Below are 23952 nucleotides of genomic sequence, written 5' to 3' on the forward strand. Positions count from 1 at the left end.
ACGGATTGTAGATATAATTTTTTTAGAAACTGTTATGGATTAGTTCCTGTTGCATTTTGTGCGAGTTCCGCATCATCAGGAAGATTTTCCAAAGTTTTATCAAGAGTAAATAATGATTCATCACTTGCTCGGTCGCCACCAGCAATTTTAAGTTTATCGATAAGATCCATGGCAAAAGTTTCTTCCTCAATCTGTTCTTTTACAAACCACTGAAGAAAATTCCATGAAGCCCAGTCTTTTTCTTCTAATGCAATGTCAACCAGTTTATAGATGGCAGTTGTATTGTCTACTTCATGTTTAAAAACCAAATCAAAGCATTCTGTAAGGCTTTTAGGTTCTTCTCCCGGTGCAGGTAATTCAGTAATCGTTGGTTTTCCGCCTCTGTTCAAAACATATTGCATAAATTTCACCGCGTGATCCCTTTCTTCCTGCGCATGTCTGAAAAGAAAGTTTGAAATTCCGTTGTAGCCTTTGTCAGCCGCCCAAATTCCGTAATAGAAATAAGTTCTGGACTGTAAATCTTCTACATTCATCTGATTGCTTAAGGCTTTTTCAAGTCTCGGTGAAAGTCTGTTCGTATTCATAATTGTATATTTTAGTGTGATTATGACTAATGATACAAAAATGATTCCGTACGATGATATTTTAATTCATTAAAAATATCGAAACGTATAATATTTTATTAACCAACATTTTAACGACTTAATTTATAGTGAGTCTAAAATAAAAAAGCCAAAATCTTCATGGAATTGACTTTACATTAATCATAAAAATAATGACATTTGAATTTAAGAAATGAAATTATTTTTTTGTTAATTTAGCCAAGTAAGAATCATCATCCTGCAAAACTTTTTCTATTTTGAAACCATTGTTTTCAGATGCATTTTTCAAGGTATTAAAATCAAGATACAACCATTTAATGGGATCTTCAGATTCACCTTTATAATGAATAATGTAATCTAATTCTCCATAATATCCATTTGCCGGAATCAAAACTCCGCCGTCTTCATCTTGATCGAACATGTAAAGAATATCGGTACTATCAATCAGGATTTGGCCGTTTTTATTTAATAATGAATATAATTTTTTAAGATAAATATCTATAACATTCAGACTTTGGAAAATCCCTGTGCCATTCATTAACAATAGAATAGTATCAAAAGTTTCTCCCGAAAATTCAAGCATATTTTGAGCAACTGCTTTTTTAATTCCTCTTGACTGACAAACTTCGATCGACTTTGGAGAAATATCCAATGCTGTAACGTCTAAATTTCTTTCATTCTGAAGATATAATGAATGAGAACCGGCTCCGGCTCCGATATCCAAAACTTTTCCTGAAGATAATTTCAAAGCTTTCTTTTCAATTTTATTCATCTCTTCAAAATCTCTGAAAAGATACGCTACCGGAAGTTCATCCAGCTCGGAAATTGAAGTTTCAGTTTGCAAATCTTTTGAATCTTCGTTGTAAAAATAATCCCGGATTGCACGTCCCATTAAGTCTTTCATGCCAAATTTTATTGATGCAAAGATAATGGTTTCCTGGTTTAAAAATTCCTGATGAACAAAATGACATTCTAAACCTGTTGTGCATTTATAAATTTGTTTTACTTCAGTAAGTGAAACGCCTTTGTTTACCTTTAAAAAAAGCTTTTTGATTTAAATTCTTGTTTTACTTTGCGATAAAATAAACGCAAGGTTAAACAAAAGAAACTAAAAAACTATGCTGAAATAAAGTAAAACAAGGGCGCTTCGCTTATCAAAGAAATACAAGTTTTTGATTTTCAGTTTGTTTAATATTTTCCCATAAATGCACAACAAGTATTCTAAATTTTAAAATACTTAAATTTATTACTTGAACTATAATTGATGAAAAATTCATTTTTAATTTTTATTCTTGCTTTATTAATTTGTGGATGTTCAAAAGAAATTCCCAGATTTGATAAAATTATATATAAAACAACTGGCTGTTTTGGAACCTGTCCGACATATTATCTCGAAATTAGCAGCGATAAAACAATTAAACTATTTGCTGAAACAGTTTTTAAGAAAGAAACATCAATTTTTGATTTTAAATTGGACTCAACAAAAATGGGATATTTTAAAGGTCAATTAGATGATCATACTTTTTACAAATTAAATGAGAATGTAAAGAAAATATCAGGTCCGGATTACAAATATTATAGAGATGATATTGCCAGAGACACTCCTACCGTTACTTTAATGATACAGAGAGGTGGTGATAAAACTTGCTATGAAACATTTAATCCTACTATGGAGTTCCAGACTGATATTGTTGATTTTCTAAATGAAATTTGTTCAGCAAAACTTGAAAAAAGCGATGCTTTTAAAACTGACAACAGATTTGATTGTCTTTAAATTACATTTTATATATCAAAGTCATAAAAAAATTCTATTTTCCAACTCTGCTCTACCAACAATATTTTCCTAACTTGTATTTTCTAAAAACGAGATTCATCTCATGACAGATAAACAATTTAATTTTCAACAAGGATTTACTTTCAGCAAACACATTCCAGAGGAAATTTCACATTTTGACAGGGTTTTCGATGTTTTCAAAGATCTTTTAACGCATACTTCAGGAGACATTGAAGAGGCTTTTGAGTGGCTTGATATGCTGGACAAAGAATACGATATTTTCACCGATGAATACACACTCGAAGATTTTGAAGAAGATCTAAGAAAGCGAGGCTACATTAAAAAAGAAGATGATTCTGATGATGGAAATTCCGGAAATGGAAAAGGTAAAAATATTTTAACCGCAAAACTGGAAGCTGCTTTGCGTGAATATGCTTTAGACCAGATTTTTGGCAAGCTGAAAAAGAGCGGAATCGGAAATCACAGAACCAATAAATCCGGAGTTGGTGACGAGCGTGATGGTGAAAACCGAAACTTTCAATACGGAGATGATTTATCTACCGTAAATATGACCGAAAGTTTGAAAAATGCCCAAATTAACAACGGAATTTCTGATCTTCGAATGACCGAAGATGACCTCATCGTAGAAGAAACCAAACACAAAGCTCAGATGAGCACGGTTTTAATGATCGACATTAGTCACTCCATGATTTTATATGGTGAAGATCGAATTACACCTGCCAAAAAAGTAGCAATGGCTTTAGTAGAATTAATCAAAAGAAAATATCCCAAAGACTCCATTGACATCATTGTTTTCGGGAACGAAGCGTGGCCGATTAAAGTGAAGGATTTGCCTTATCTACAAGTCGGTCCTTATCACACCAATACCGTTGCAGGATTAGAATTGGCGATGGACATTCTCCGTAGAAAAAGAAATACAAACAAACAAATTTTCATGATTACCGATGGAAAACCAAGCTGTCTTAAGCTTCCAAATGGTGAGTACTACATGAACAGCGTTGGTCTGGATGAAAAAATTGTTTCCGAATGTCTTAATAAAGCAGCGCAGGCAAGAAAACTAAAAATTCCAATCACAACTTTTATGATTGCACAGGATCCTTATCTGCGTCAGTTTGTGAATGCGTTCACCGCTCAAAATAAAGGAAAAGCTTTCTTAACAGGACTTTCAGGCTTGGGCCAAATGATTTTTGAAGATTACGAGAAGAATAGAATTAAGAGAATATAAAGCTGGATGATGGAAGTTGGATGTTGGGTTTTGTAAAGTTTACAGTTCAATATTTGGTAAAATTTTATAATAAAGTCATCGTTTGCTTTCTTAATTAGTTTAACTTCCAACTTCCCTCATCCAACACCCAACCATTAATAACAACATCATTACAAAAATGAAAAACGATACAACATTTAAAGATTTAAAAAATTCAGGATATACCGATAAAACGATCAGTCAGGAAATTCAGGCAAACTTAATCACAAAGATTAAAGCGAAAGAACCTGTATTTGAAGGATTGTGGGGTTACGAAGATTCTGTGGTTCCACAATTGAAAAAAGCAATTTTGGCAGGCCACCACATTAATCTTTTAGGTTTGCGCGGACAGGCAAAAACCAGAATCGCAAGAAGCATGGTGAATCTTTTAGATGAATATATGCCGATTGTAAAAGGTTCTGAAATCAATGACAGTCCTTTTCAGCCGATTTCAAAATATGCAAGAGATTTAATTGCCGAATTGGGTGATGAGACTCCGATTTCGTGGGTTCACCGTTCTGAAAGGTTTTTTGAAAAACTGGCAACTCCTGACGTGAATGTTGCGGATTTGATTGGAGATATTGATCCCATTAAAGCAGCGACTCTAAAATTACCTTACTCTGACGAACGAGTTTTGCATTACGGAATGATTCCGCGAGCGAACCGCTCTATTTTTGTATTGAATGAATTACCCGATTTGCAGGCAAGAATTCAGGTTTCGTTGTTTAATATTTTGCAGGAAGGTGATATTCAGATTCGTGGATTTCAATTGAGAATGCCTTTGGATATTCAGTTTGTGTTTACAGCAAATCCCGAAGATTACACCAACCGTGGAAGTATTGTTACGCCTTTGAAAGACAGAATCGGATCACAGATTTTCACGCATTATCCAAAAACGATTGCTTTGGCAAGACAAATTACCGAGCAGGAAGCTATGATTTCTGCTGAAGATCAATCTCAGATTCTAATTCCAGGCTTAGCAAAAGATTTGTTGGAAGAAGTTGCTTTCGCAGCCCGCGACAGTGAATATGTTGATGCGAAAAGCGGAGTGAGTGCAAGATTGACAATCAGTGCAATGGAAAATCTGGTTGCTGCTGCAAAATTACGTTTGATAGAAACCGGAGCTGAAAAAACTTCTGTTCGCTTGCTTGATTTTATGTCGATTATTCCATCGATTACAGGGAAAATTGAGTTGGTGTATGAAGGAGAACAGGAAGGTGCAGATTACGTAGCAAAAATCCTGATTGACAAAGCAGTAATGACTCAGTTTGAAAGTATTTTTCCACGGGTTTCAAAACTGGAAAAAGAAGGAATTAAAACACCTTATACAGATTTAATCAAATGGTTTAATAAAAATCATCTTGAGCTAAACTATACTGATACGGATGAAGAATTTTTCACCAAGTTGGAAAAAGTTACTCCATTAACAACTTTAATTGAAGAAAATGCTTCTGAACTAAATGAGGAGGATAAAAACTTCTGCAAAGAATTGGTTTTATGGGCATTGACAGTCAGTAAAAAGTTAGATAAATCTGAGAACAGCGCAACTTACACCTTTGATTCTGCAGATGTGAGACAGATGTTTAGAAACTAATTTAAAGGTAATACATTCAAAATTGCTCCACAGGAGCGAAATCTGTGTAGAATAGAAATAAAATTAAAAGGTGGCACTCTGTAAGAGTGCTATCTTTTTTTTGTTCAATTTGTAATGAAATATTTCTGCATGCCATTCATTCTAAATTGTATATTTGTTGAAATTTAAAGCACAATTTTGGAACTGCAGGAACTTTTTGAACGTTTAGCGATACTTTGCATATCGATTTTTACTCTTTATTATTTTTCAAACAGAAACCGTAACATACGATTACATCCGCTTTTGGGATTAATCAGTATCTGTACATTTTTTATGTGTATGGTTTTTACGAAAGCAGAATACAGTCTTGGCGTTGGGTTCGGGCTTTTTGCGGTCTTTTCGATTCTCCGTTTCAGAACGGAAACTTTTACGATTCAAACCATTGTTTTCCTGTTTGTATCGATTACACTTTCCCTTTTAGACGGACTTTTACCTATAAAAAATCTTGAAATTCTTTTAGGAATCAATATTACAATCGTTGCAATTTATTTAATCCTAAATTATTTTGAGAAAAAGTCACCAATTGTTTCAGAGAAAAGTTCGATCGAAGTTATTTCTTCATTAGATTTCCTACAACTGGAAGAATCAGAACGAAAAAGAATTCTCACTGAAAAAACCAAATTAAAAAACTTCAGCTACAATATTAAAAGCATTAACCTGAATGATAATATTGTGATTCTAAAAGTTTCGCATTAAAATTTTGTCATTAAAGATTTAAAGTAATGAAAAACATATTTTAATAGAAAAAGTCTCTCGCAGATTTAGGAGATGAAGCTGATTTTTACTGCGAAATCTGCTCAATCTGCGAGAAATTTAAACAAAAAATCAATCCATGTAAGCTCTTGCCTGCTTAATATATAGTTGTTTTTCATCTCCTAAATATTTGAATTCAATATCCAAAGGATAGCTTCTTTTTGCCATTTTTCTTTTCTGCCAAAGCAGATACATTTTACGCTCCAAAACAGGAGAAATATCAAAAAGTTTTTTAATTTCGGTTTCGGTAAGAATAGGTTTTCCTTTATTCAGACTTGATGTAGAGCGGTAATCTATAACAAATGAACCCAGAAAATTAAAATTGTGACAATAAAATTCATCACAAGTCACACCTGGTTCAGGCTTTACTACAGATTCTTCGCCTAACTGCACATTTACGGTAATTCCTGCATATTTATCACGATATAAATTTCTTGTAACTAAAACTCCGTTTGATTTTTCATCAGGAAAAGAACGGTGAACCAAAACGCCCATTGCACAACTTTCATGATTGATTCCGAATAAATCTCTCTCCTGAAACGCACGGAAATTCCAAAAGCTTGACCAAACATCTAAAATTGCTTTTTCTACAGTTTTATCAGCATCACCGATGATCGCAGTTTTAGAATCATACAATCCCGCTCCGTTGAAGCCTTCCATATCTTCAGCGTTCCTAGAAGAACGGAATCTGAAATTTTTAAAATCATTCTGAACATTCAGTTTATCTTCGATCATTTTTAAAAGTTCCGGATTAACTTTCGAATTTTTAACGGTCTTCCTGAAAGCTTTCAGTTCTCTGTCAAGAAGTTTTACAGAATCTTTTGGAATGGCGTATAAAAAATTGATTTTATCCTGAAATTGATTCTCTTTAATATGCTGGTTAAAATAATAAAACGGAATTGCAAAAGCATATTCAGGAGTTTTATAGGATTTCATTTCCTTCTGAATCTGTTTTAAAAGTCCAAGATTCGTAGCTTTTGAACCAATAGCATCAACAATATTTAAAGGAGTTGTTGTTTCCAGATCAACTAGATTTTTAACCGATAAATCTCTTTTTAAAACAATTTCCCTCACGGTTTTTTTAGCTGGAATTGCTTTCTGGGAAGCTTTTAATGAGTAGGAATTTTCTTTTGTAATCAGTTCTACTTTTTTGCCTAAAAGAGCATTCACCGATTGTTTATCCCAAACTTTGGTATCTACATACACCGGAATATTTCTGTTTTTTGCGAGCAAAACCAAATGACTCAAAGGAGTCTGAAGTTCGGTAATAATAATTCCACGAACGGTTGGAATAAATTCGGGTGTCGTGTTGATGATGATAATTTCGTCTGATTTGGGATTAAACTCTTCTTTCTTCTGCAAATCGTACTTTTTCAGAATACCTACATTGGAAGCTTTCTCAATGGACTGTTCGGTAATTCTTTTAAAAATAAAATCAGAAAAAACAGTCGGGATCTTCAGTTGATTTTTAGCATTCAAGCCTATCACATGAGGAGAATTCAGATAAAATTTCAGTTTATCTTTAAAAAACACATTGTTATTGACTTCTTTGTAAAAGAAATTAATCAATCCTGCATTCATCTCATCTGAAGCTGCGAGTTCCATCACCCAATCATCAGAATCTGCAAGATAATTGATGTTGGCAAGGAGATATGTTCGGTTGTTGGTAGGATTGTAAGACTCCTTATTAAATTCCCCAATTTCCTGGCTGAATCCTAAAACCTGCAAACAAAAATCATAATGATAAGTGTATCTGATGCTGTTAAAGAAATATAATTTTTTAGCACCATAATCATAAACCACTTTCACCGATTTCATATTGGTAAACTTATCCGTCAAAGGCTTTCCCGTAAGATTCAGAAACTGTTGCTTATTTTTGATAGAATGAACATAATTGTCCTGCGAATATGCGAAAAGTGAAATATTTAGAAATAAGAATAAGAGTATGTTTTTCATTTCTTTGTGAAGATTAGTCCGCAAATGTAGAGAATATCTTGGTTGTGGCAAATAGTGATAAGATGATTGATTGCTCAGAATTTTACTTTAATATTCTGAAATATAAATATTGTGTTTAAAAATCATCTAATTTGAATTTTTATTCCAAAATCATGTATCAAATAAACTCTTAATTTAAAAAAATTAATCTTTTAGAGCATACACCGCAAAACTCGCCAACCAATGGTCGCCACCATAATTCCCCTGAAACAACAAAGGAAGTCCGTTGTTTAAAAATATCGCAGCCGTTTTTTGAAATTCATTTTTAAAAGGATGATTGTCGGGAAGAGATTTTGCAATTCCTTTCATACACCAGGCTTTTGTGAATGACAACCCAACCAGATGTACCGTTTGATAGTCACTCAAATCACTTACAACAGGAATTTTTTTAATATTTTCCAAACTTCTTTTTTCGTAGAAATTATCCAGCCATTTTGCAAAATCCTTTTGTGGGAGAATTCTTCGCATTAAATCTGCAATTTCAAGACTCGGCGAAAAAAAATCTGAACCATCCGGCTCAAGATAAGCAGGAGTTTTTGTATTGTTTAAATAAAAATATTTTGCCTTTTCAGTCAGTTCGTTTTCAAAAGTTTTATCTCCGGTTGCTCTTGCCCAATCAAGCGCAAAAACCATTGCAAAAGCAGTGTTTGGGTGAACTCCGGTTCTGTTTGGATAAGTTTGTTTAGGCAAATAAGTTTTCCAGGAAGCAAGAATTTTATCCGTTAAAGGTTTTAAATTTTCATGCCAGATTTTTGCCTTCGGATGATTCCAGGTTGTTAATTCTTCATCAAGTTTTAGTAACCAGGCCCAACCGTACGTTCTTTCAAACGTTGCTGTTAACTGATATTTTGAAAAATAATCTGCTTCTGTCTGAAGATTTTCTTTTTTGAATGAATTGTCTAAAATATTTTCGATGTCTTTGGCAACCGATAAATTTGGTTTTGTTTTTAATAAACGAACCAACATCCAATGTCCATGAACAGACGAATGCCAATCGAAACAGCCATAAAAACTAGGATGAAGGTCTTTTGGAGAAAGAATTACTTCATTTGCATTATTAATAATATGCGCCGTTTTGTTTGGATATTCCTGATTGATACAGTGAAGCGGTTTTTCCGAAAGTTTTATTGCCATTTCGTCCGTCAGTTTTGGAACTTCTTGTGCAAAGATCAAAAATGGAGAAAATACAAATGCTAAAAGACTTTTTTTCATTCCATAAAAATATTAATTATTAATTGAATCAGAATAATTCACAGTTAATTATTAGATCATATTAATTATTTAAAAATATTTGAGATATTTCCAACAGATAATAGTTCGAGCACGTTTTTTGATACCTCATTGGAAAATTCATTTATGAAAAAGATAATTTCACCTTTATTTTGTATAATACTTTTTAGTTGCAATAAATCTGAAGCCATTGCAAACCAACCTGTGAGCGCAATGGCTGTAATGGAAGATGAAAATGCAGCAGCCCCATTTGATAATAAAACCGATGCATCGATTGTGTTTAAGGATAAAGCAGTAGAAATTTCTGAACAAAATTCAACGTCTCAAAAAGGCAATATCATTTCCAAAAAAGTAATTAAAAACGGAGATATTGAAATTCAGGTTGGAGATATTAAAAAAGCACAGAATCAAGTGAGCGAAATTCTAAAGAAAAACAAAGCTTACATTCAATCTGAACGTTTTAACAATAATGATATTTCCGAAAATTTAAATTTAACGATAAGAGTTCCTCATCAGAATTTTGATACACTTATCAATTCTTTTTCAGATGGAGTTGGCTCTGTTTTATCTAAAAACGTTTCGTCCGATGATGTTACCGAAGAATATACTGACGTTTCTATCAAATTAGAAAACAAGAAAATTTATCTTGAAAAATATCGTGACATGTTGCGAAGTACAAAAACAACAAAAGATATGTTGGAAATTCAGGAAAACATTCGTGAGCTTGAAGATGAAATTGATGTTTCTGAAGGTCGACTGCGTTTCATTGATGACCGAGTAAATTACAGCACTCTGAATTTAGTTTTATATAAAGAAAAGGTAAGAAGTTCAGCAACTTCAAATATTGGCTTTGGAAGTCGTTTTGGAGATTCTTTTACGGAAGGCTGGAATAGTTTTGTTGCCTTTTTCCTGGGTATTATTTCTCTTTGGCCATTTTTTTTATTAATTCCGTTCATAATTATGATTTGGAAAAAGTGGAGAAAAAGGAGTATTAAAAAATAATGCAAAAATAAAATCCGAATATTTAAAATATTCGGATTTTTATTAGGTTAATTAAATTATCTAAGTATTAAAATGCGATTTTACAGTTTCTAAAACCTGCTCATCAGACATTTGCTGAGAAGTTTCTAATGTAATTTTTAAATCTTTAAACTGCGCCGTGTCATGAAGATATTTTTTTAATTCTTCCTGAATGATTCCAGGGCCCGTAATCAGTAATTCCTGAGAATTTGTCAAAAGATGTTCAACTTCTTTAAAAAATTTAGTTTTGTTGGTTTGTTCAGCATTGTTACCTGCATTTTCACTCGAATTACCATGTTGAATAATTGCTTTTACCGGGCTGCACAAGAAGAATTTAAACGCATTCTGCGCATCATGATTTTTTACAACAACAGCTTTTTGACTATCAATCCAAAGTCCTGCTAATTTTTTGTCAGACATATTATTTTGTTTTAATGTGATGTCTATGTATTCACAAGAATGATGCAAAAGACTTGTTAATAGCTGTTAAATTATATTAAAATAATGTAATGTATGAATTTTAGTAATAAATTTCATAAAATATTAATGACTTAAATAATCATAGAAACACAATCAAAAAGTTATTTACCTATGACAAACACCGCAGGAATTTTATGCAATTCGGGTTTCTGTTTCTGCCAGTCTTTTATGCTCAAAGTCTTAATAAACTCATGTTCAGGATCATTGATATTTGCAGCTATACAAAGCTTAGTATTGGATGAAAGAAATTTAGTTAAATCTTCAAAAAGCGCATTATTTCTATAAGGGGTCTCCATGAAAATCTGAGAATAACCCGTTTTCTGAAGTTCGTTCTCTAAATATTGAATTCTCTTTTTCTTCTCACCCTTTTCTATAGGAAGATAACCATTGAAAGCAAATTCCTGACCATTAAACCCACTCGAAATTAAAGCTAAAATAATCGATGAAGGTCCCGAAACAGGGATCACTCTAATGTTTTTTTCGTGACACCATTTTACAATCAGATTTCCGGGATCTGCAATGCAGGGAAGACCGGCTTCTGAAAGTAACCCAAAATCCTGACCGTTCAGCATACTGTCTTGCGCCTCTTTAATATCTGCGTTTTCTGTGTATTTATCCAAAAGAAAAAGCTTCAAATCTGATTGTTTTTTCTCCGGTGCAAAAAATTTAATTACTTTTCTAGCAGTTTTTTCATTTTCAACAAAAAAATAATCGGTCTGCATGATGTAATCTTTTATTACAGGCGAAAAATGGCTGATAGAAGTATTTTCTGAAAGATAAGCGGGAAGTAAAAAAAGCATAAATTAAGATTGAAGTTAATGTTGAGTTTGAGATAATTCTTGTTGAAGTTTTTCAGCGATTTTTTCACAGGCTTCATCCAATTGATGATATACTTTTTCGAAGCCATCAATTCCGTTCCAATAAGGATCGGGAACTTCTCCTGAAGCGTGATTCAATTCTGCAGCTTCCATTAATAGTGAAATTTTGCCCCGCTGTTCTTCGTTTTGAGCCAAAGAAATTACATTTTTAAAATTACTCAAATCCATACAGTAGATTTTATCAAAATAATTGAGATCTTCTTTAGTAATGGGTCTTGAAGCTTGTTTTGAAATATCAATTCCGTATTTTAAAGCAGTTTTTACTGATCTTTTATCGGGTTGATTTCCTTTATGCATATCAATTGTTCCGGCAGAATCTACGAAGAAATTCCCGGGAAGTTTTGATCTCATTATTCCCTCAGCTAAAGGACTTCTACAAATATTTCCGAGACAAACCATTAAGATTTTCATTTCAATTTATTTAATAATTTAATTAATAAAACCTGTTGTGCATTTATAAATTTTTTTTTACTTCAGTAAGTGAAACGCCTTTGTTTACCTTAAAAAAACTTTTTGATTTAAATTCTCTGTTTTCCTTTGCGATAAAATAAACGCAAGGTTAAACAAAAGAAACTCAAAAACTATGATGAAATAAAGTAAAACAAGGGCGCTTCGCTTATCAAAGAAATACAAATTTTTGATTTTCAGTTTGTTTAATATTTTCCCATAAACGCACAACAAGTTTAATAAAATTTCTTTCGAAAACAAATCTAAATAAAAAAAGGAGAATAATTCTATTCTCCCTTCTATAAATATTTTGTACAGAATTAATGTTTTATTTTTTCAGTTAATTCTTTTACGTATTTTTTGATTTCTTTATCAATTTTCGAAACATCTTTAATTGTTTCGCAGGCGTACATTACTGTTGAGTGATCTTTACCTCCCATTTCTTCACCGATTTTGGTAAAAGTAGCGTTGGTAAATTCTTTTGCAAAATACATGGCCAACTGTCTTGGAAGAGCAATTTCTCTTTTTCTGGTTTTAGATAAAAGCTGCTCTCTTTTAATTCCGAAATAATCACAGACAACATCCTGAATATAAGGAATATTGATGACTTTTTTCTGATTGGCAGCAATTTTACTGATTGTTTCCTTTAATAATTCAAGACTTAAGTCTGATTTGTAAATCGTAGAATAAGCAATCACGGAATTGATAACACCAATAAGTTCTCTCACGTTTGTTTTTACTTCTGCAGCAAGGAAATCAAGCATATCTTCAGTAAGAACGATACCGTCTCTGCTTAATTTATCTACGATAATTTGCTTACGCGTACTCAGATCCGGAGATTTGATTTCGGCAGAAAGTCCCCATTTGAAACGAGAAACAATTCTGTCCTGAATATCCATAATATCAACCGGAGCTTTATCTGAAGTTAAGATAATCTGCTTTCCGTTTTGATGCAAATAATCAAAAATATGGAAGAAACTATCCTGAGTAGCAGATTTACCAGATAAGAACTGAATATCATCAATAATCAGAACATCTACCATTTGATAAAAATTGGCAAATTCTGTCTGTTTATGAGCCTTTGCTGACGAAATAAACTGCTGGATAAATTTCTCTGAAGATAGGTAAAGAACTACCTTATCCGGAAACTGGCTTTTTACTTCCAAACCTACAGCCTGACCTAGATGTGTTTTACCAACACCGTAACCTCCATATAAAAATAATGGGTTAAAAGCTGTTGCTCCCGGTCTTTTTGCAATTGATCTTGCAACCGTCGAAGCAAACTTATTGCTTTCTCCTTCTACATAGTTATCAAAAGAAAAATCAGCTTTCAGGTTTGAATCAATATTTACTTTTTTAATTCCCGGAACGACAAAGGGATTTACAATATTCCCTGAAAAACCTTGTGGCATGGTCTCCTGAACTTTCGGAGTGGGAACAGTTTTCCCTTTCATGTTCATGGTAACAGGTTTTTCTAAACCGCTTGGCTTATTTTCCATTACCGAATACCAAAGTTTAACGCCTTTACCAATGTTTTTCTTTAGGGCAGCAGAAAGCAATGACAAATAGTTATCTTCAATATATTCTTTGTAAAAATCACTAGGAACCATTAACGTAAGATTATTGTCAACCAATGAAATTGGCTGCACTTTGTCGAATAGTAAATCGAAAGATTTTTCAAGTTTTTTCAGATCAGAATTGTCCTCAGCTGCGTTTAGATTGTCTCGCATAAACTGAAGGCATTTCTGCCATATCATCATTAAATTTTCGTCCATTTTTATGCCCTGATTAATTCTTTGGTTAGTCGTTTTTCGGAGGAAGACAAAGGTCTCATTTTTTATCTTTAAAAAAAAATATTCATTTATTGATTATTTAAAAATATATTTGTATGTATAATTAAGAGATAAAAATGATACACTCAAAACACTCATTACGAGTACGTTATGCAGAGACAGACCCGATGAAATACGTATATTACGGAAATTATGCAACGTATTTTGAATTGGGACGGGTAGAACTTTTCCGCAGCATCGGAATCTCTTATGACGAGATTGAAAAGCAGGGGATTTGGCTTCCTGTATCTGATTATAAAGTTAAGTATTTAAAACCAGCATTATACGATCAAAAATTAGAAATTCACACTTTTATGAGAAAAATTCCGGGCGTGAGAATTGAATTTGAATATGAAATTTACAACGAAGATCAAGTAAAAATAACTGAAGCTTCCACTACTCTTTTCTTTTTAAATGCTGAAACCAATAAGGTTATAAAATGCCCTGATTTTTTAATGAAATTAATTGAAAAAAACTGGAAGGAAGAAAATTATTAGATTTTTAAGGCTTATTCCTTCAAATCACTATATTTGGTGTAAATGAAATGAATGATTTATGTTTTTATCTTCGTATTAACCATACTGATAATTTTAATTTATCAAAATCTGAACAGAAAAATTCAAATTCTGGAACGGAAAATTTCTGATTTATCAAAAGACAAAGTAAATATTCAGCAGCCTCTTCAGACTTTCCCGGAAACTCATAAACCTGAAATCCTGCAAAACGACAGAATTGAAGTTCAGAAACAGGTTTCCGAAAGCATTGAAAACAATTCAGAGCCCGAAAAAGATTGGCTGACTCCACTTTTTGATTTTGTAAAGCAAAATATTCTTACCATAATCGGAATTTTCACTTTGGTTTTAGGAATCGGATATTTTGTAAAATATGCCATCGATAAAAACTGGATTGGTGAAAACGCAAGATCTTGTATCGGTTACCTTTCAGGATTTGTTTTGATTGTCACGGCGCATTTTATCAGGAAAAATTACAGCATATTTTCGTCAATCATTACGGGTGGCGGAATTGCCGTGCTTTATTTTACAACCACAATTGCATTCAGAGAATATCATTTGTTTTCACAAAATATTGCATTTTTAATTACGTGTGCAATTACATTGCTTTCCATTTTTCTTTCTTACCGGTATAATAGTGAAACACTCATCATATTTTCTTTATTTGGAGGATTTTTAGCTCCGTTGATGATCAGTACCGGACAAAGCAATTATCTTTTTCTTTTTACTTATTTATCACTTTTAAACATCGGAATGTTGATCACCGTTTATCTGAAAAGCTGGAAAAGTGTAGGCTGGGTCGCTTTTATTTTCACGGCAATCTATCTTTATTTCTGGACGGTGGAGAAAACCGATCTTACAAGCATCATTTTTTACATTATTACTTATCTTTTATTTTACGCTTTTGCACTCACGAATTATTTTAAAACGAATCAACTTTCAAAGCTTGATATTTTAATGCTGGTTCTGATTAATTTCTCCAGCATTATCGGATTGGTTTACCTATTCAATGTTTTAAAATATGAACCTTTAAGTATTTTTCCGCTGACGTTTGCGGTGGTGAATGCATTTTTTATGTTCAGAGAATATCAGAATAAGAAATCCGAAAGAAATTATTCAGTTTTCGCAGGTATCAGTATCAGTCTTTTGACTTTGGCAGTAGCTTTACAGTTTAAAACCCATCTTATTACGAGCGTTTGGGCGATTGAAGTCTCTCTTTTATTGTATATATGGAAAAAAACCAACCATACTATTTTCAAAATATTTTTCTATTTTCTTTTTCCGTTGGTGATTTTATCTCAAATAATAACCTGGACGGAATATATGAATGGAAATAAAGATTTAATCATCATTTTAAATCCCGTATTTCTTACCAGCATGGTTGTAATTGCAACGGTTGTTTTTAATTTAATTCTCCTAAAAAAAGATTCCAAAGAAAAAAATGAAACCGAATTTTTTGAAAATATCTTTAAGATGATCTGTTTCGGAATTATCTATTTTTCGGGTCTATTTGAGTTGATTTATCAGCTTTCATCTGAAAATTTTGTTATCATTCTCATGTATAGCTTTCTTTACAGTATTTCGTTTGTCACTTTATTGTTAATTGTAAAAAACAAATTAAACTTAACAGAAAATTTAGTTAATATTTTAATCTACGGTTTGCTTTTTCTATTGATTGCTCATATTTCTTCCTCACAAATTGTTGATGCAATAATTAAAAATAAAATTGGTTTAAATTTTTACTTCGTACATCTGATCTATATTTTGCCAATTTTATATTTAGTCTTAAAAATAATTCCGCAAACAGAATATTTTAAAGAGAAAATCGGTTACTGGATGGTTTCTTTCGTCATTATTCTTGCTGTAAGTTTTGAATTTTACCGAATTTATATTTTCTCAAATCGTGTAACTATTGAAAATCTTATCCAGCTTGAAGAACATTTCAGTATTTTGTATTTACCAATTATTTGGGCAGTTTTAGCTTGTGGATTTATTTTTTCGGGACTCAAAAAAAACATTCCTGAACTCAACAAAATAGGCTTCAGTTTACTGGGGATTACTATTTTAAAATTATATTTCTATGACGTTTGGCAAATGGATAACGTTTCGAGAATTATTGCATTTATTATTTTAGGAATTATTTTGTTGCTGAGCTCATTTATGTTCCAAAAATTTAAAAATATGCTTAAAAATTTAGTAGATAAAAATGAAGAAAAAAACATTTGAGATCTAAGAAATATATTATTTATTAATTTCTGATAAATAATTTTAAATTCTCATTAATATTTTACAAAAAGTAAGTATATTTATCGCGTTTTTAACTCTTATATTACTAATTATGAAAAAAATTCTATATTCTTTACTGATCTTTACTTCTGCAACAGTATTTGCTCAGAAAAACAAAGCTGTAAAATTTGCCGTTTCGGATGGAATTGTAGGTACAGTTTCGATATTTGATAATGTGAAAAATTCAATACAAAGTAAAGAGTTGTATAAAACTTCCACAAGCTTACCTCAGAATCTGAAAAAATTTAGTTTTATTGCAGATCAGGGACTTACTGAAATCAAATTAAAAAAAGACGCTGGTATTCTGGATAATGTAAATTTAGCTAACTATAATTTACAAAATAATTTACCCGCAGACAGACCGGTTATTATTGAAGGTTATGAGTTTAAAAATACTGACATGAAGATCTTCGCAGATATTGCCGAAAATGTAGAAGTGAAGGATTATAATGGCGTAAAATCTGTTTTTATAACAACAACAAGAAAATAAATTTATATAAACGGATGCTCATATGAACATCCGTTTATTTTAATATTTATGAGACCATTTTTTCTTGAGCTCATCATAAATTTTCTTTTCAGTCGCATTATTTCCCGGCTCATAAAATTTCACTTCTTTTATTTCCTCAGGTAAAAAATCCTGATCTACAAAATTACCATCGTAAGAATGAGCATATTTGTATTCTTTCCCGTAATCTAAATCTTTCATCAATTTTGTAGGAGCATTTCTCAAATGTAACGGAACCGGAAGATTTCCTGTTTTTTTTACAAAAGCCAAAGCTTCATTTATGGCTGCGTAAGCAGAATTACTTTTAGGAGAAACCGCCAGATAAATTGCCGTCTCGCTCAATAAAATTCTCGATTCGGGATTTCCAATCACATTTATGGCCTGAAAACAATTATTCGCAATTACCAAAGCATTGGGATTTGCCAAACCAATATCTTCAGAAGCCAAAATCAACATTCTGCGAGCGATAAATTTAATATCTTCACCACCTGCAATCATTCTTGCCAACCAATAAACAGCTCCATTCGGATCACTTCCACGCATTGATTTTATAAAAGCTGAAATAATATCATAGTGTTGTTCACCATTTTTATCATAAAGTGCCATCGTTTCCTGAAGAACCGACATTACATCATCATTGGTAATTTCTTTTATTGAAGAATTTTTAAACTGGTTTAAAACCAATTCCACAGAATTAATCAGTTTCCTTCCATCTCCACCAGAATATTGAATGAAAGCTTCTTTTTCTTTAATGATAAATTGAGAATTTTCATCTTTATTAAATCTCTCTGATGCAATATCAATCAGTTCCTCCAATTTATCGTAGCTCAACGCTTTCAAAATATAAACCTGACTTCTGGAAAGCAATGCTGAAACCACTTCAAAACTTGGATTTTCAGTTGTAGCACCAATCAAAACTATCCAACCTTTTTCAACAGCATGAAGCAAAGAATCTTGCTGGGATTTATTAAACCGATGAATTTCATCAATAAAAAGAATCGGCGATTTTCCCGAAAAAAGATTTTGCTTTTTTGCATCTTCAATCACATCACGCACATCTTTCACCCCTGAAGAAACCGCAGAAAGTTTAAAAAATTTTCTTCCGGATTTTTCAGAAATAATTTCTGCTAATGTTGTTTTGCCTGTTCCGGGAGGTCCCCAAAGAATAAGAGAATTTAAGCTGTCATTTTCCAGCATTTTTCTTATTGTCCCTTTTTCTCCGGTAAGATGCTCCTGTCCCAAAACTTCATCTAAAGTTTTGGGTCTTAATCTTTCTGCTAAAGGAATATTATGATTCAAGATTTTTTTATTTGAAGTTAAAATAGAGTTTCAAACCTAATTAAAAGAGATTGAAATTTTCTGAATAAAAACAGAATCGGCAAAACAATTAATTTATCCGATGAATCATGTCTTCGCTGCCAGAAACTTGAAACAAATTTAAACTAAATTTCAATTTTTTAGCCTATTTTTGCAATGTTTTGAAACTTTCATTTAATAAAATCATCACATCTCCTTTGGTAATTCTCATTAAATTTTACCAATGGTTTATTTCGCCTTTACTTCCAAAAAACTGCCGTTACGAGCCTACTTGTTCTCATTACATGGTAGAATCTCTGCAGGTTCACGGTATTTTTAAAGGATTTTGGATGGGTGTAAAAAGAATTTCAAAATGTCATCCTTGGGGTGGTAGCGGTTATGATCCCGTTCCGCCAAAAAAATAAAAATATTCAATTAAAAATATAGAAATGAATACTATTTTCTTCCGAATTTATCTTGTCGTATTTGCATTGGTTACCCAATGTATTTTTGCACAAAATTACAAAGATGGTTTGTCAGACGGAACTTTAAAAGTTAATGCTAAGGAGATTCCTGTAAAGATTTTTGCAACGACTGAGCTTCCGGAGCTTGATTCTTTTGCTCAGGTTAATAAAAACCCAAATACTGTGGTAATTCTGAATAAATCTAATGTTGAAAAGTCGCATTTCATTAGCAGTTCAATGATTTTAGCAAATTACAAGAATGCAAAATATCAGTTTTTTGATAAGGATTTTAAATTAGTAGAAAATACTACGGTCACCGAAAACAATATTGAAACGCTGAAATATGCTGTTAAAACGCAGACACCGATTACATCGTCAGAATCTGTTTCTTTAGAAACACCTTATAAAATTTGGGATCCGGTTTCAGGAATTCATTTAGGGCCTGTAACATTGCATTTTTATAGCTTGATGTTTATCTGTGCATTTGGTTTAGGATATGTTTTAATGACAAGAATGTTCAAGATTGATCATGTTAATCAAAAATATCTTGAACCGCTTTTCACATGGACTTTAATCGGAACCATTCTAGGTGCAAGAATGGGGCACGTTATTTTTTATCAGCCAGAATTATTCAAAGAAGATTTTTGGAGTGTTTTCTTACCAATCAGTACAAAAAACGGTCTGAAATTCACAGGATTTTCAGGACTGGCAAGTCATGGAGCCACGATTGCATTGATTTTCACAACGCTTTATTATTCATTCAAAATCATTAAGAAAAATCCTTTTTGGGTATATGACAGATTAGGAATTGTAGTAGCCATTGGTGGTGCATTTGTAAGAATGGGTAACTTTTTCAATTCTGAAATTATTGGTAAACCAGTTGATCCAAATTCACCATTTGCATTACTTTTCCCACAACAAAGCAGCGAATACGGAGTAACAGTTCCACGCTATCCGGCGCAGTTATTTGAAGCAGTGGGTTACGTTTTATTATTCGTTTTACTTTGGGTTTTATATAGAAAAACTGACAAAAAATACCAGCAAGGTTGGTTGTTTGGTTTATTTTTCATCATTCTTTGGGCGATCAGGTTTTTTGTAGAATTCCTGAAAGAGCCTCAAGGAGACGAGTTTATTTCTTTTGCAGGATTAAATACGGGTCAGATTCTTTCAATTCCGTTTATGATTGCCGGAGTTGTCATCATGCTTTACTCAAAAAACTTTAAAATTACAGAAGCCGAAAACGGAAAGCCTGAGTAAATTTTAACTGCACATAAAATCACAAAGTCACAACAATGTTGTGGCTTTTTTGTTTAATTCAAGAAATACATTTCCTATTTCATTAATGACATCAGTCGGCTGCATCGCTTCTTTTGAAAATTTTTCAGCAGCCAGATCTGCGGCTTTTCCGTGAAGCCAAACTCCCAGAATTGCAGCTTCTTCAGGCGAATATTTTTGAGCTAAAAGCGAAGTAATAATACCCGTTAATATATCACCACTTCCGCCTTTTGCCAAACCTGAATTCCCTGTAATATTGTAAAATGTTTTTCCTTCAGGATTTATAATTTGTGTATGATGATCTTTTAAAACAATATAAATCCCGAGTTCTTGTGCTTTTATTTTGGCTAAATTTAATCTTTCAATAGAATTTTCAGTTTTTCTAAAAAGTCTTTCAAATTCTTTCGGGTGTGGAGTAATAATTGATTTTTTGGGAATTAGTTTTATATGATTTTCATCATTAGAAATAATATTTAAAGCATCTGCATCTAACACCAACGGTGAATCTTGCTTTTTAAGAAATTTCAATAAGGCTTTTTCTGTTTTTTCCTGAGTTCCTAAACCCGGTCCTATTCCAAAAACTGCATTTTCCTGCTCATCAATTTCGGTAATATTTTTTTCACCACCTTCAATAAACATTGCTTCAGAGCAATCGGTTTGAAGAATTTCATAACCACAATTCGGGGCTAAAACAAATGTAAGACCTGAACCCGATCTTAAAGCAGATTTTGTAGCTAAAACTGCCGCTCCGATTTTTCCATAACTTCCGCCGACAATGATTGATTTGCCATAAGTTCCTTTGTGCGCAAAATCTTGACGAGGCTTAAAGATTTTTAAAATCAAATCATCATCAATTACAAAATCATCGGTCTTATTATTTTTAATAAATTCTTTCGATAAATTAATATCTAAAACAATAACTTTCCCAGCAAATTTTCCGGATTCGGGATGAAGAAATGATTTTTTCCAAAACTGAAAAGTCAATGTAAAATCTGCGTTAAATATAACAGAATCATTATCATTCAGCGTATCTGTAAACATTCCGGACGGAACATCAACAGAGATTTTAGGATTGCTTTTCAGGTTTAAATTATCAATTAAATTTTTATAAAAACCATCTACATTTCTTGACAAACCAGTTCCGAAAAGTGCATCAATGATAATTGTTTTTTCAAAATTATATTTATCACTTTCGCTGTAATCTTTCACAGAAATTCCGGAAATATCTTTCAGTCTTTTAAAATTAATAAAAGCATCATCAGAAAACTTTGTATTATCTTTATTGATAAACACATCAACATCAAAACCTTTTGAATAAAGCATTCTTGCAATTGCAAAACCATCGCCGCCGTTATTTCCGATTCCACAGAAAACTGCAAATTTTGTATGCTGTTTACAATTTTCTGAAATCCAGTCAACACAATTTTTAGCGGCTCTTTCCATTAAATTTACAGATGAAACCGCTTCGTTTTCAATAGTAAACCGATCTGCTAATCTGATCTTTTCTGCAGTAAAAATTTTCATCTATCCTGATTTTTATTAAATTTAATCATAATTATCTGAGTTTAATGATTATTTGAAGCAAAAAAACACCCAAAACTTTTAGATTTACTATTTTTAAATGATACTTTTGTATAAAACATTAAAAAAATAAAATTATGGGATTCGTAAAAGAGTTTAAAGAATTTGCCATCAAAGGAAATGCATTTGATTTGGCAGTAGGTGTAATCATCGGTGGTGCATTCGGAAAAATTGTAACGAGCGTAATTGATGATTTGATTATGCCGATCGTAGCAGCTATTGTAGGTAAACCAGATTTCAGCAGCATTTATTTCGCAATGGGAAAAGGTTCTGAAACTATTCCTGCAGGTGCCACTCTTGCAAAAGCTAAAGAACTTGCGCCAGACGCAGCAATTTTTGCTTACGGAAATTTCATTACGGTTGCTATCAATTTCCTGCTTCTTGCATTGGTTGTATTTATGCTTGTAAAAACCATCAACAGAATGAGAAAGACAGAAGCTGAGACTCCTGCAGCTCCTGCAGCACCAACAGCTACAGAACAATTGCTTGCAGAAATACGTGACGAGCTAAAAAATAGATGAAAATAAATTCATATAAAAAATAAATCCGCCACAATTTTTTACTGTGGCGGATTTAATTTTATATGAATAATAAAAATTTCTACTGAATCTGCAAAATGCTTGAAATCTGTTCTGCCAGAGAAAGCCCGATCCTGTCCTGAGCTTCCAATGTTGCAGCACCCGTATGAGGCGTTACAGAAATTTTAGAATGTGTGATAATTTCTTTTGCCGGAGTAGGTTCGTTAATGAAAACGTCAAGACCCGCAAAACGTACTTTCCCTGAGTCTAAAGCTTCAATTAAAGCAGCTTCATCAATCACTCCACCTCTTGAGCAATTTACAATGGCAACCCCACTTTTCATCATTTCAAACTGAGATTTCCCGATCATATAACCATCTTTCTGAGCCGGAACATGAAGCGTAATAAAGTCTGAATGTTTCAAAACTGCATCCAAAGGTTCAGTTTCAATATCAACATTAATAAACTGTTTGTTGTAAAAAGTTACTTTAATGCTTGCTTTTCCGATCATATTGTCAGCTGCAATCACTCTCATACCAAGACCTAAAGCAATTTTCGCCACTTCCTGGCCGATTCTTCCCATTCCAATGATTCCGATTGTTTTTCCTTTTAATTCAATTCCTGCAGCGTATGCTTTTTTCAGCGAAGCAAACTCGGTATCTCCTACTAAAGGCATTTTTCTGTTGGAATCCTGCAAAAATCTTGCTCCTGAAAACAAGTGGGCAAATACCAATTCAGCTACAGATTCTGAAGAAGCAGAAGGCGTATTGATAACATGAATTCCTTTTTCTCTGGCATAGTCTACATCAATATTATCCATTCCTACTCCACCTCTTCCGATGATTTCAAGTGATGGGCAATTATCTATAATATCTTTTCTCACCTGCGTCGCACTTCTTACCAAAACTGCACGAATCTGGTGTTGGTTGATGTAATCTAAAAGGGATTCCTGAGGAACTTTTGTTGTGATTACCTCAAATCCTTTTTCTGTTAATGCATCAATTCCTGACTGGTCTAAACCGTCGTTTGCCAAAACTTTCATAAAAATGTTTTACTATTTAAAATTTGAAAGATTTAAAAATTAAATAATTTCAAGCTTTATACTCTAGTTGATTAATTTTTAAATCTTTTTATATTAGACTTTAATCTTTAAAAACTTCAATGGTCACTTGCTTCTCGACCAAATCAGTAAATTTTCCTTTGTAACGTGTTGCTCTTACCAAATGATTGTCTATCCAATGATAATTTCCGCCTCTTGGTTTTCCGCACAAAACACTGTGATATTTAAAACCGTGTTTATCCAGCCAATCGATTGTAATTTGTTTCAGGTTTTCTGTTCTTGAAGTAAAAAAACAAATCTGGTGACCTTCATCGTACCATTTGTTTACAGTTTCCAATGCATCGGGATAAGGCTCACAAGTTACCATTCTTTCTGGTTCTTCGTTGGGAACATCATCTGTAATTGTTCCGTCGATATCGATCAAATAATTCTTTACTCCGTCTTTCAGAATCGGACTGATATGCTCAATATAATCTAGTTCCATCTATCAAAATTTTAAAGTGCAAAGTTACGCTTTATGATTCAAAGAGAAGTATTAATATTA

General features: G+C 32.5%; 23 protein-coding genes. 11 read left to right on the forward strand and 12 right to left on the reverse strand.

Annotated elements, in window-relative coordinates:
- Nucleotides 1-32: 32 nt before the first annotated feature.
- Both ACOOWA_RS07995 and ACOOWA_RS08000 read right to left on the reverse strand, forming a co-directional pair.
- Nucleotides 33-584 carry a ferritin gene (locus ACOOWA_RS07995; protein ID WP_421374408.1) on the reverse strand — a complete coding sequence of 184 codons (552 nt, stop codon included), beginning with the start codon at nt 582-584 and terminating at the stop codon, nt 33-35.
- Nucleotides 585-801: 217 nt separating this feature from the next.
- Nucleotides 802-1506 carry a class I SAM-dependent methyltransferase gene (locus ACOOWA_RS08000; protein WP_421374409.1) on the reverse strand — a complete coding sequence of 235 codons (705 nt, stop codon included), beginning with the start codon at nt 1504-1506 and terminating at the stop codon, nt 802-804.
- A 360-nt stretch (nt 1507-1866) separates the two neighbouring features.
- Here ACOOWA_RS08000 and ACOOWA_RS08005 point away from each other — a divergent pair, with 360 nt between their 5' ends.
- From ACOOWA_RS08005 to ACOOWA_RS08020, 4 genes are all read left to right on the forward strand, one after another.
- Nucleotides 1867-2376, forward strand: a complete 510-nt coding sequence (locus tag ACOOWA_RS08005) for a DUF6438 domain-containing protein (RefSeq protein WP_421374411.1) — start codon at nt 1867-1869, stop codon at nt 2374-2376.
- 103 nt (nt 2377-2479) lie between these two features.
- Complete coding sequence (locus ACOOWA_RS08010; protein WP_421374412.1) at nt 2480-3622, forward strand: vWA domain-containing protein; 1143 nt, start codon at nt 2480-2482, stop codon at nt 3620-3622.
- A 157-nt stretch (nt 3623-3779) separates the two neighbouring features.
- Entirely contained in the window at nt 3780-5234 is a 1455-nt protein-coding gene (locus ACOOWA_RS08015; protein WP_421374413.1) for a sigma 54-interacting transcriptional regulator, read from the forward strand.
- Nucleotides 5235-5411: 177 nt separating this feature from the next.
- The gene (locus ACOOWA_RS08020) at nt 5412-5969 is read left to right on the forward strand and encodes a DUF4956 domain-containing protein (RefSeq protein WP_421374415.1); all 558 of its coding nucleotides are present in this window, start codon (nt 5412-5414) and stop codon (nt 5967-5969) included.
- A 129-nt stretch (nt 5970-6098) separates the two neighbouring features.
- Here the strand turns inward: ACOOWA_RS08020 and ACOOWA_RS08025 are convergent, their stop codons facing one another.
- Both ACOOWA_RS08025 and ACOOWA_RS08030 read right to left on the reverse strand, forming a co-directional pair.
- Nucleotides 6099-7982: a PEP/pyruvate-binding domain-containing protein gene (locus tag ACOOWA_RS08025; protein WP_421374416.1), complete on the reverse strand. Its 1884-nt coding sequence runs from the start codon at nt 7980-7982 to the stop codon at nt 6099-6101.
- A 183-nt stretch (nt 7983-8165) separates the two neighbouring features.
- A complete protein-coding gene (locus ACOOWA_RS08030; protein WP_421374417.1) occupies nt 8166-9233 on the reverse strand; it encodes a DUF2891 domain-containing protein in 1068 nt (355 codons plus the stop codon).
- A gap of 144 nt (nt 9234-9377) precedes the next feature.
- Between ACOOWA_RS08030 and ACOOWA_RS08035 the strand changes: the two genes are divergently transcribed.
- Entirely contained in the window at nt 9378-10253 is an 876-nt protein-coding gene (locus ACOOWA_RS08035) for a DUF4349 domain-containing protein (RefSeq protein ID WP_421374418.1), read from the forward strand.
- Nucleotides 10254-10313: 60 nt separating this feature from the next.
- Here ACOOWA_RS08035 and ACOOWA_RS08040 read toward each other — a convergent pair whose 3' ends face one another.
- The 4 genes from ACOOWA_RS08040 to dnaA all read right to left on the reverse strand — a co-directional run bounded on the left by ACOOWA_RS08040 (nt 10314) and on the right by dnaA (nt 13851).
- Nucleotides 10314-10691, reverse strand: coding sequence for a hypothetical protein (locus tag ACOOWA_RS08040; RefSeq protein WP_421374420.1), 378 nt, complete (start codon nt 10689-10691; stop codon nt 10314-10316).
- A gap of 161 nt (nt 10692-10852) precedes the next feature.
- Nucleotides 10853-11551, reverse strand: coding sequence for an SAM-dependent methyltransferase (locus tag ACOOWA_RS08045; protein WP_421374422.1), 699 nt, complete (start codon nt 11549-11551; stop codon nt 10853-10855).
- Nucleotides 11552-11566: 15 nt separating this feature from the next.
- Nucleotides 11567-12040, reverse strand: a complete 474-nt coding sequence (locus tag ACOOWA_RS08050; protein ID WP_421374423.1) for a low molecular weight protein-tyrosine-phosphatase — start codon at nt 12038-12040, stop codon at nt 11567-11569.
- Nucleotides 12041-12396: 356 nt separating this feature from the next.
- Nucleotides 12397-13851, reverse strand: a complete 1455-nt coding sequence (gene dnaA, locus ACOOWA_RS08055) for a chromosomal replication initiator protein DnaA (protein ID WP_267279737.1) — start codon at nt 13849-13851, stop codon at nt 12397-12399.
- Nucleotides 13852-13985: 134 nt separating this feature from the next.
- Between dnaA and ACOOWA_RS08060 the strand changes: the two genes are divergently transcribed.
- From ACOOWA_RS08060 to ACOOWA_RS08070, 3 genes are all read left to right on the forward strand, one after another.
- Nucleotides 13986-14405, forward strand: coding sequence for an acyl-CoA thioesterase (locus tag ACOOWA_RS08060; protein WP_421374424.1), 420 nt, complete (start codon nt 13986-13988; stop codon nt 14403-14405).
- A 51-nt stretch (nt 14406-14456) separates the two neighbouring features.
- The gene (locus tag ACOOWA_RS08065) at nt 14457-16646 is read left to right on the forward strand and encodes a DUF2339 domain-containing protein (protein WP_421374426.1); all 2190 of its coding nucleotides are present in this window, start codon (nt 14457-14459) and stop codon (nt 16644-16646) included.
- Between the two features lie 112 nt (nt 16647-16758).
- Nucleotides 16759-17196 (forward strand): hypothetical protein, encoded by a 438-nt coding sequence (locus ACOOWA_RS08070; RefSeq protein WP_421374427.1) that lies wholly within the window; start codon nt 16759-16761, stop codon nt 17194-17196.
- Nucleotides 17197-17235: 39 nt separating this feature from the next.
- Here the strand turns inward: ACOOWA_RS08070 and ACOOWA_RS08075 are convergent, their stop codons facing one another.
- Nucleotides 17236-18513, reverse strand: a complete 1278-nt coding sequence (locus tag ACOOWA_RS08075) for a replication-associated recombination protein A (protein ID WP_421374428.1) — start codon at nt 18511-18513, stop codon at nt 17236-17238.
- Nucleotides 18514-18692: 179 nt separating this feature from the next.
- Here ACOOWA_RS08075 and yidD point away from each other — a divergent pair, with 179 nt between their 5' ends.
- Together yidD and lgt are read left to right on the forward strand one after the other, a co-directional pair.
- Complete coding sequence (gene yidD / locus ACOOWA_RS08080; RefSeq protein WP_421374429.1) at nt 18693-18935, forward strand: membrane protein insertion efficiency factor YidD; 243 nt, start codon at nt 18693-18695, stop codon at nt 18933-18935.
- 447 nt (nt 18936-19382) lie between these two features.
- Nucleotides 19383-20231 carry a prolipoprotein diacylglyceryl transferase gene (gene lgt / locus ACOOWA_RS08085; protein ID WP_421374668.1) on the forward strand — a complete coding sequence of 283 codons (849 nt, stop codon included), beginning with the start codon at nt 19383-19385 and terminating at the stop codon, nt 20229-20231.
- A gap of 27 nt (nt 20232-20258) precedes the next feature.
- Here the strand turns inward: lgt and ACOOWA_RS08090 are convergent, their stop codons facing one another.
- Nucleotides 20259-21773 (reverse strand): NAD(P)H-hydrate dehydratase, encoded by a 1515-nt coding sequence (locus ACOOWA_RS08090; RefSeq protein ID WP_421374431.1) that lies wholly within the window; start codon nt 21771-21773, stop codon nt 20259-20261.
- Between the two features lie 134 nt (nt 21774-21907).
- Between ACOOWA_RS08090 and mscL the strand changes: the two genes are divergently transcribed.
- Nucleotides 21908-22351 carry a large conductance mechanosensitive channel protein MscL gene (mscL, locus tag ACOOWA_RS08095; RefSeq protein WP_421374432.1) on the forward strand — a complete coding sequence of 148 codons (444 nt, stop codon included), beginning with the start codon at nt 21908-21910 and terminating at the stop codon, nt 22349-22351.
- A gap of 79 nt (nt 22352-22430) precedes the next feature.
- On the opposite strand, the gene ACOOWA_RS08100 is transcribed toward mscL, so the two are convergent.
- Both ACOOWA_RS08100 and ACOOWA_RS08105 read right to left on the reverse strand, forming a co-directional pair.
- Nucleotides 22431-23390 (reverse strand): D-2-hydroxyacid dehydrogenase, encoded by a 960-nt coding sequence (locus ACOOWA_RS08100; protein ID WP_421374433.1) that lies wholly within the window; start codon nt 23388-23390, stop codon nt 22431-22433.
- 100 nt (nt 23391-23490) lie between these two features.
- Nucleotides 23491-23892 carry an LNS2 domain-containing protein gene (locus tag ACOOWA_RS08105; RefSeq protein ID WP_179474488.1) on the reverse strand — a complete coding sequence of 134 codons (402 nt, stop codon included), beginning with the start codon at nt 23890-23892 and terminating at the stop codon, nt 23491-23493.
- Between the last annotated feature and the right edge of the window lie 60 nt (nt 23893-23952).

This window comes from Chryseobacterium sp. GP-SGM7 (genome assembly GCF_049166575.1).
In the GTDB taxonomy this organism is placed as follows: domain Bacteria; phylum Bacteroidota; class Bacteroidia; order Flavobacteriales; family Weeksellaceae; genus Chryseobacterium.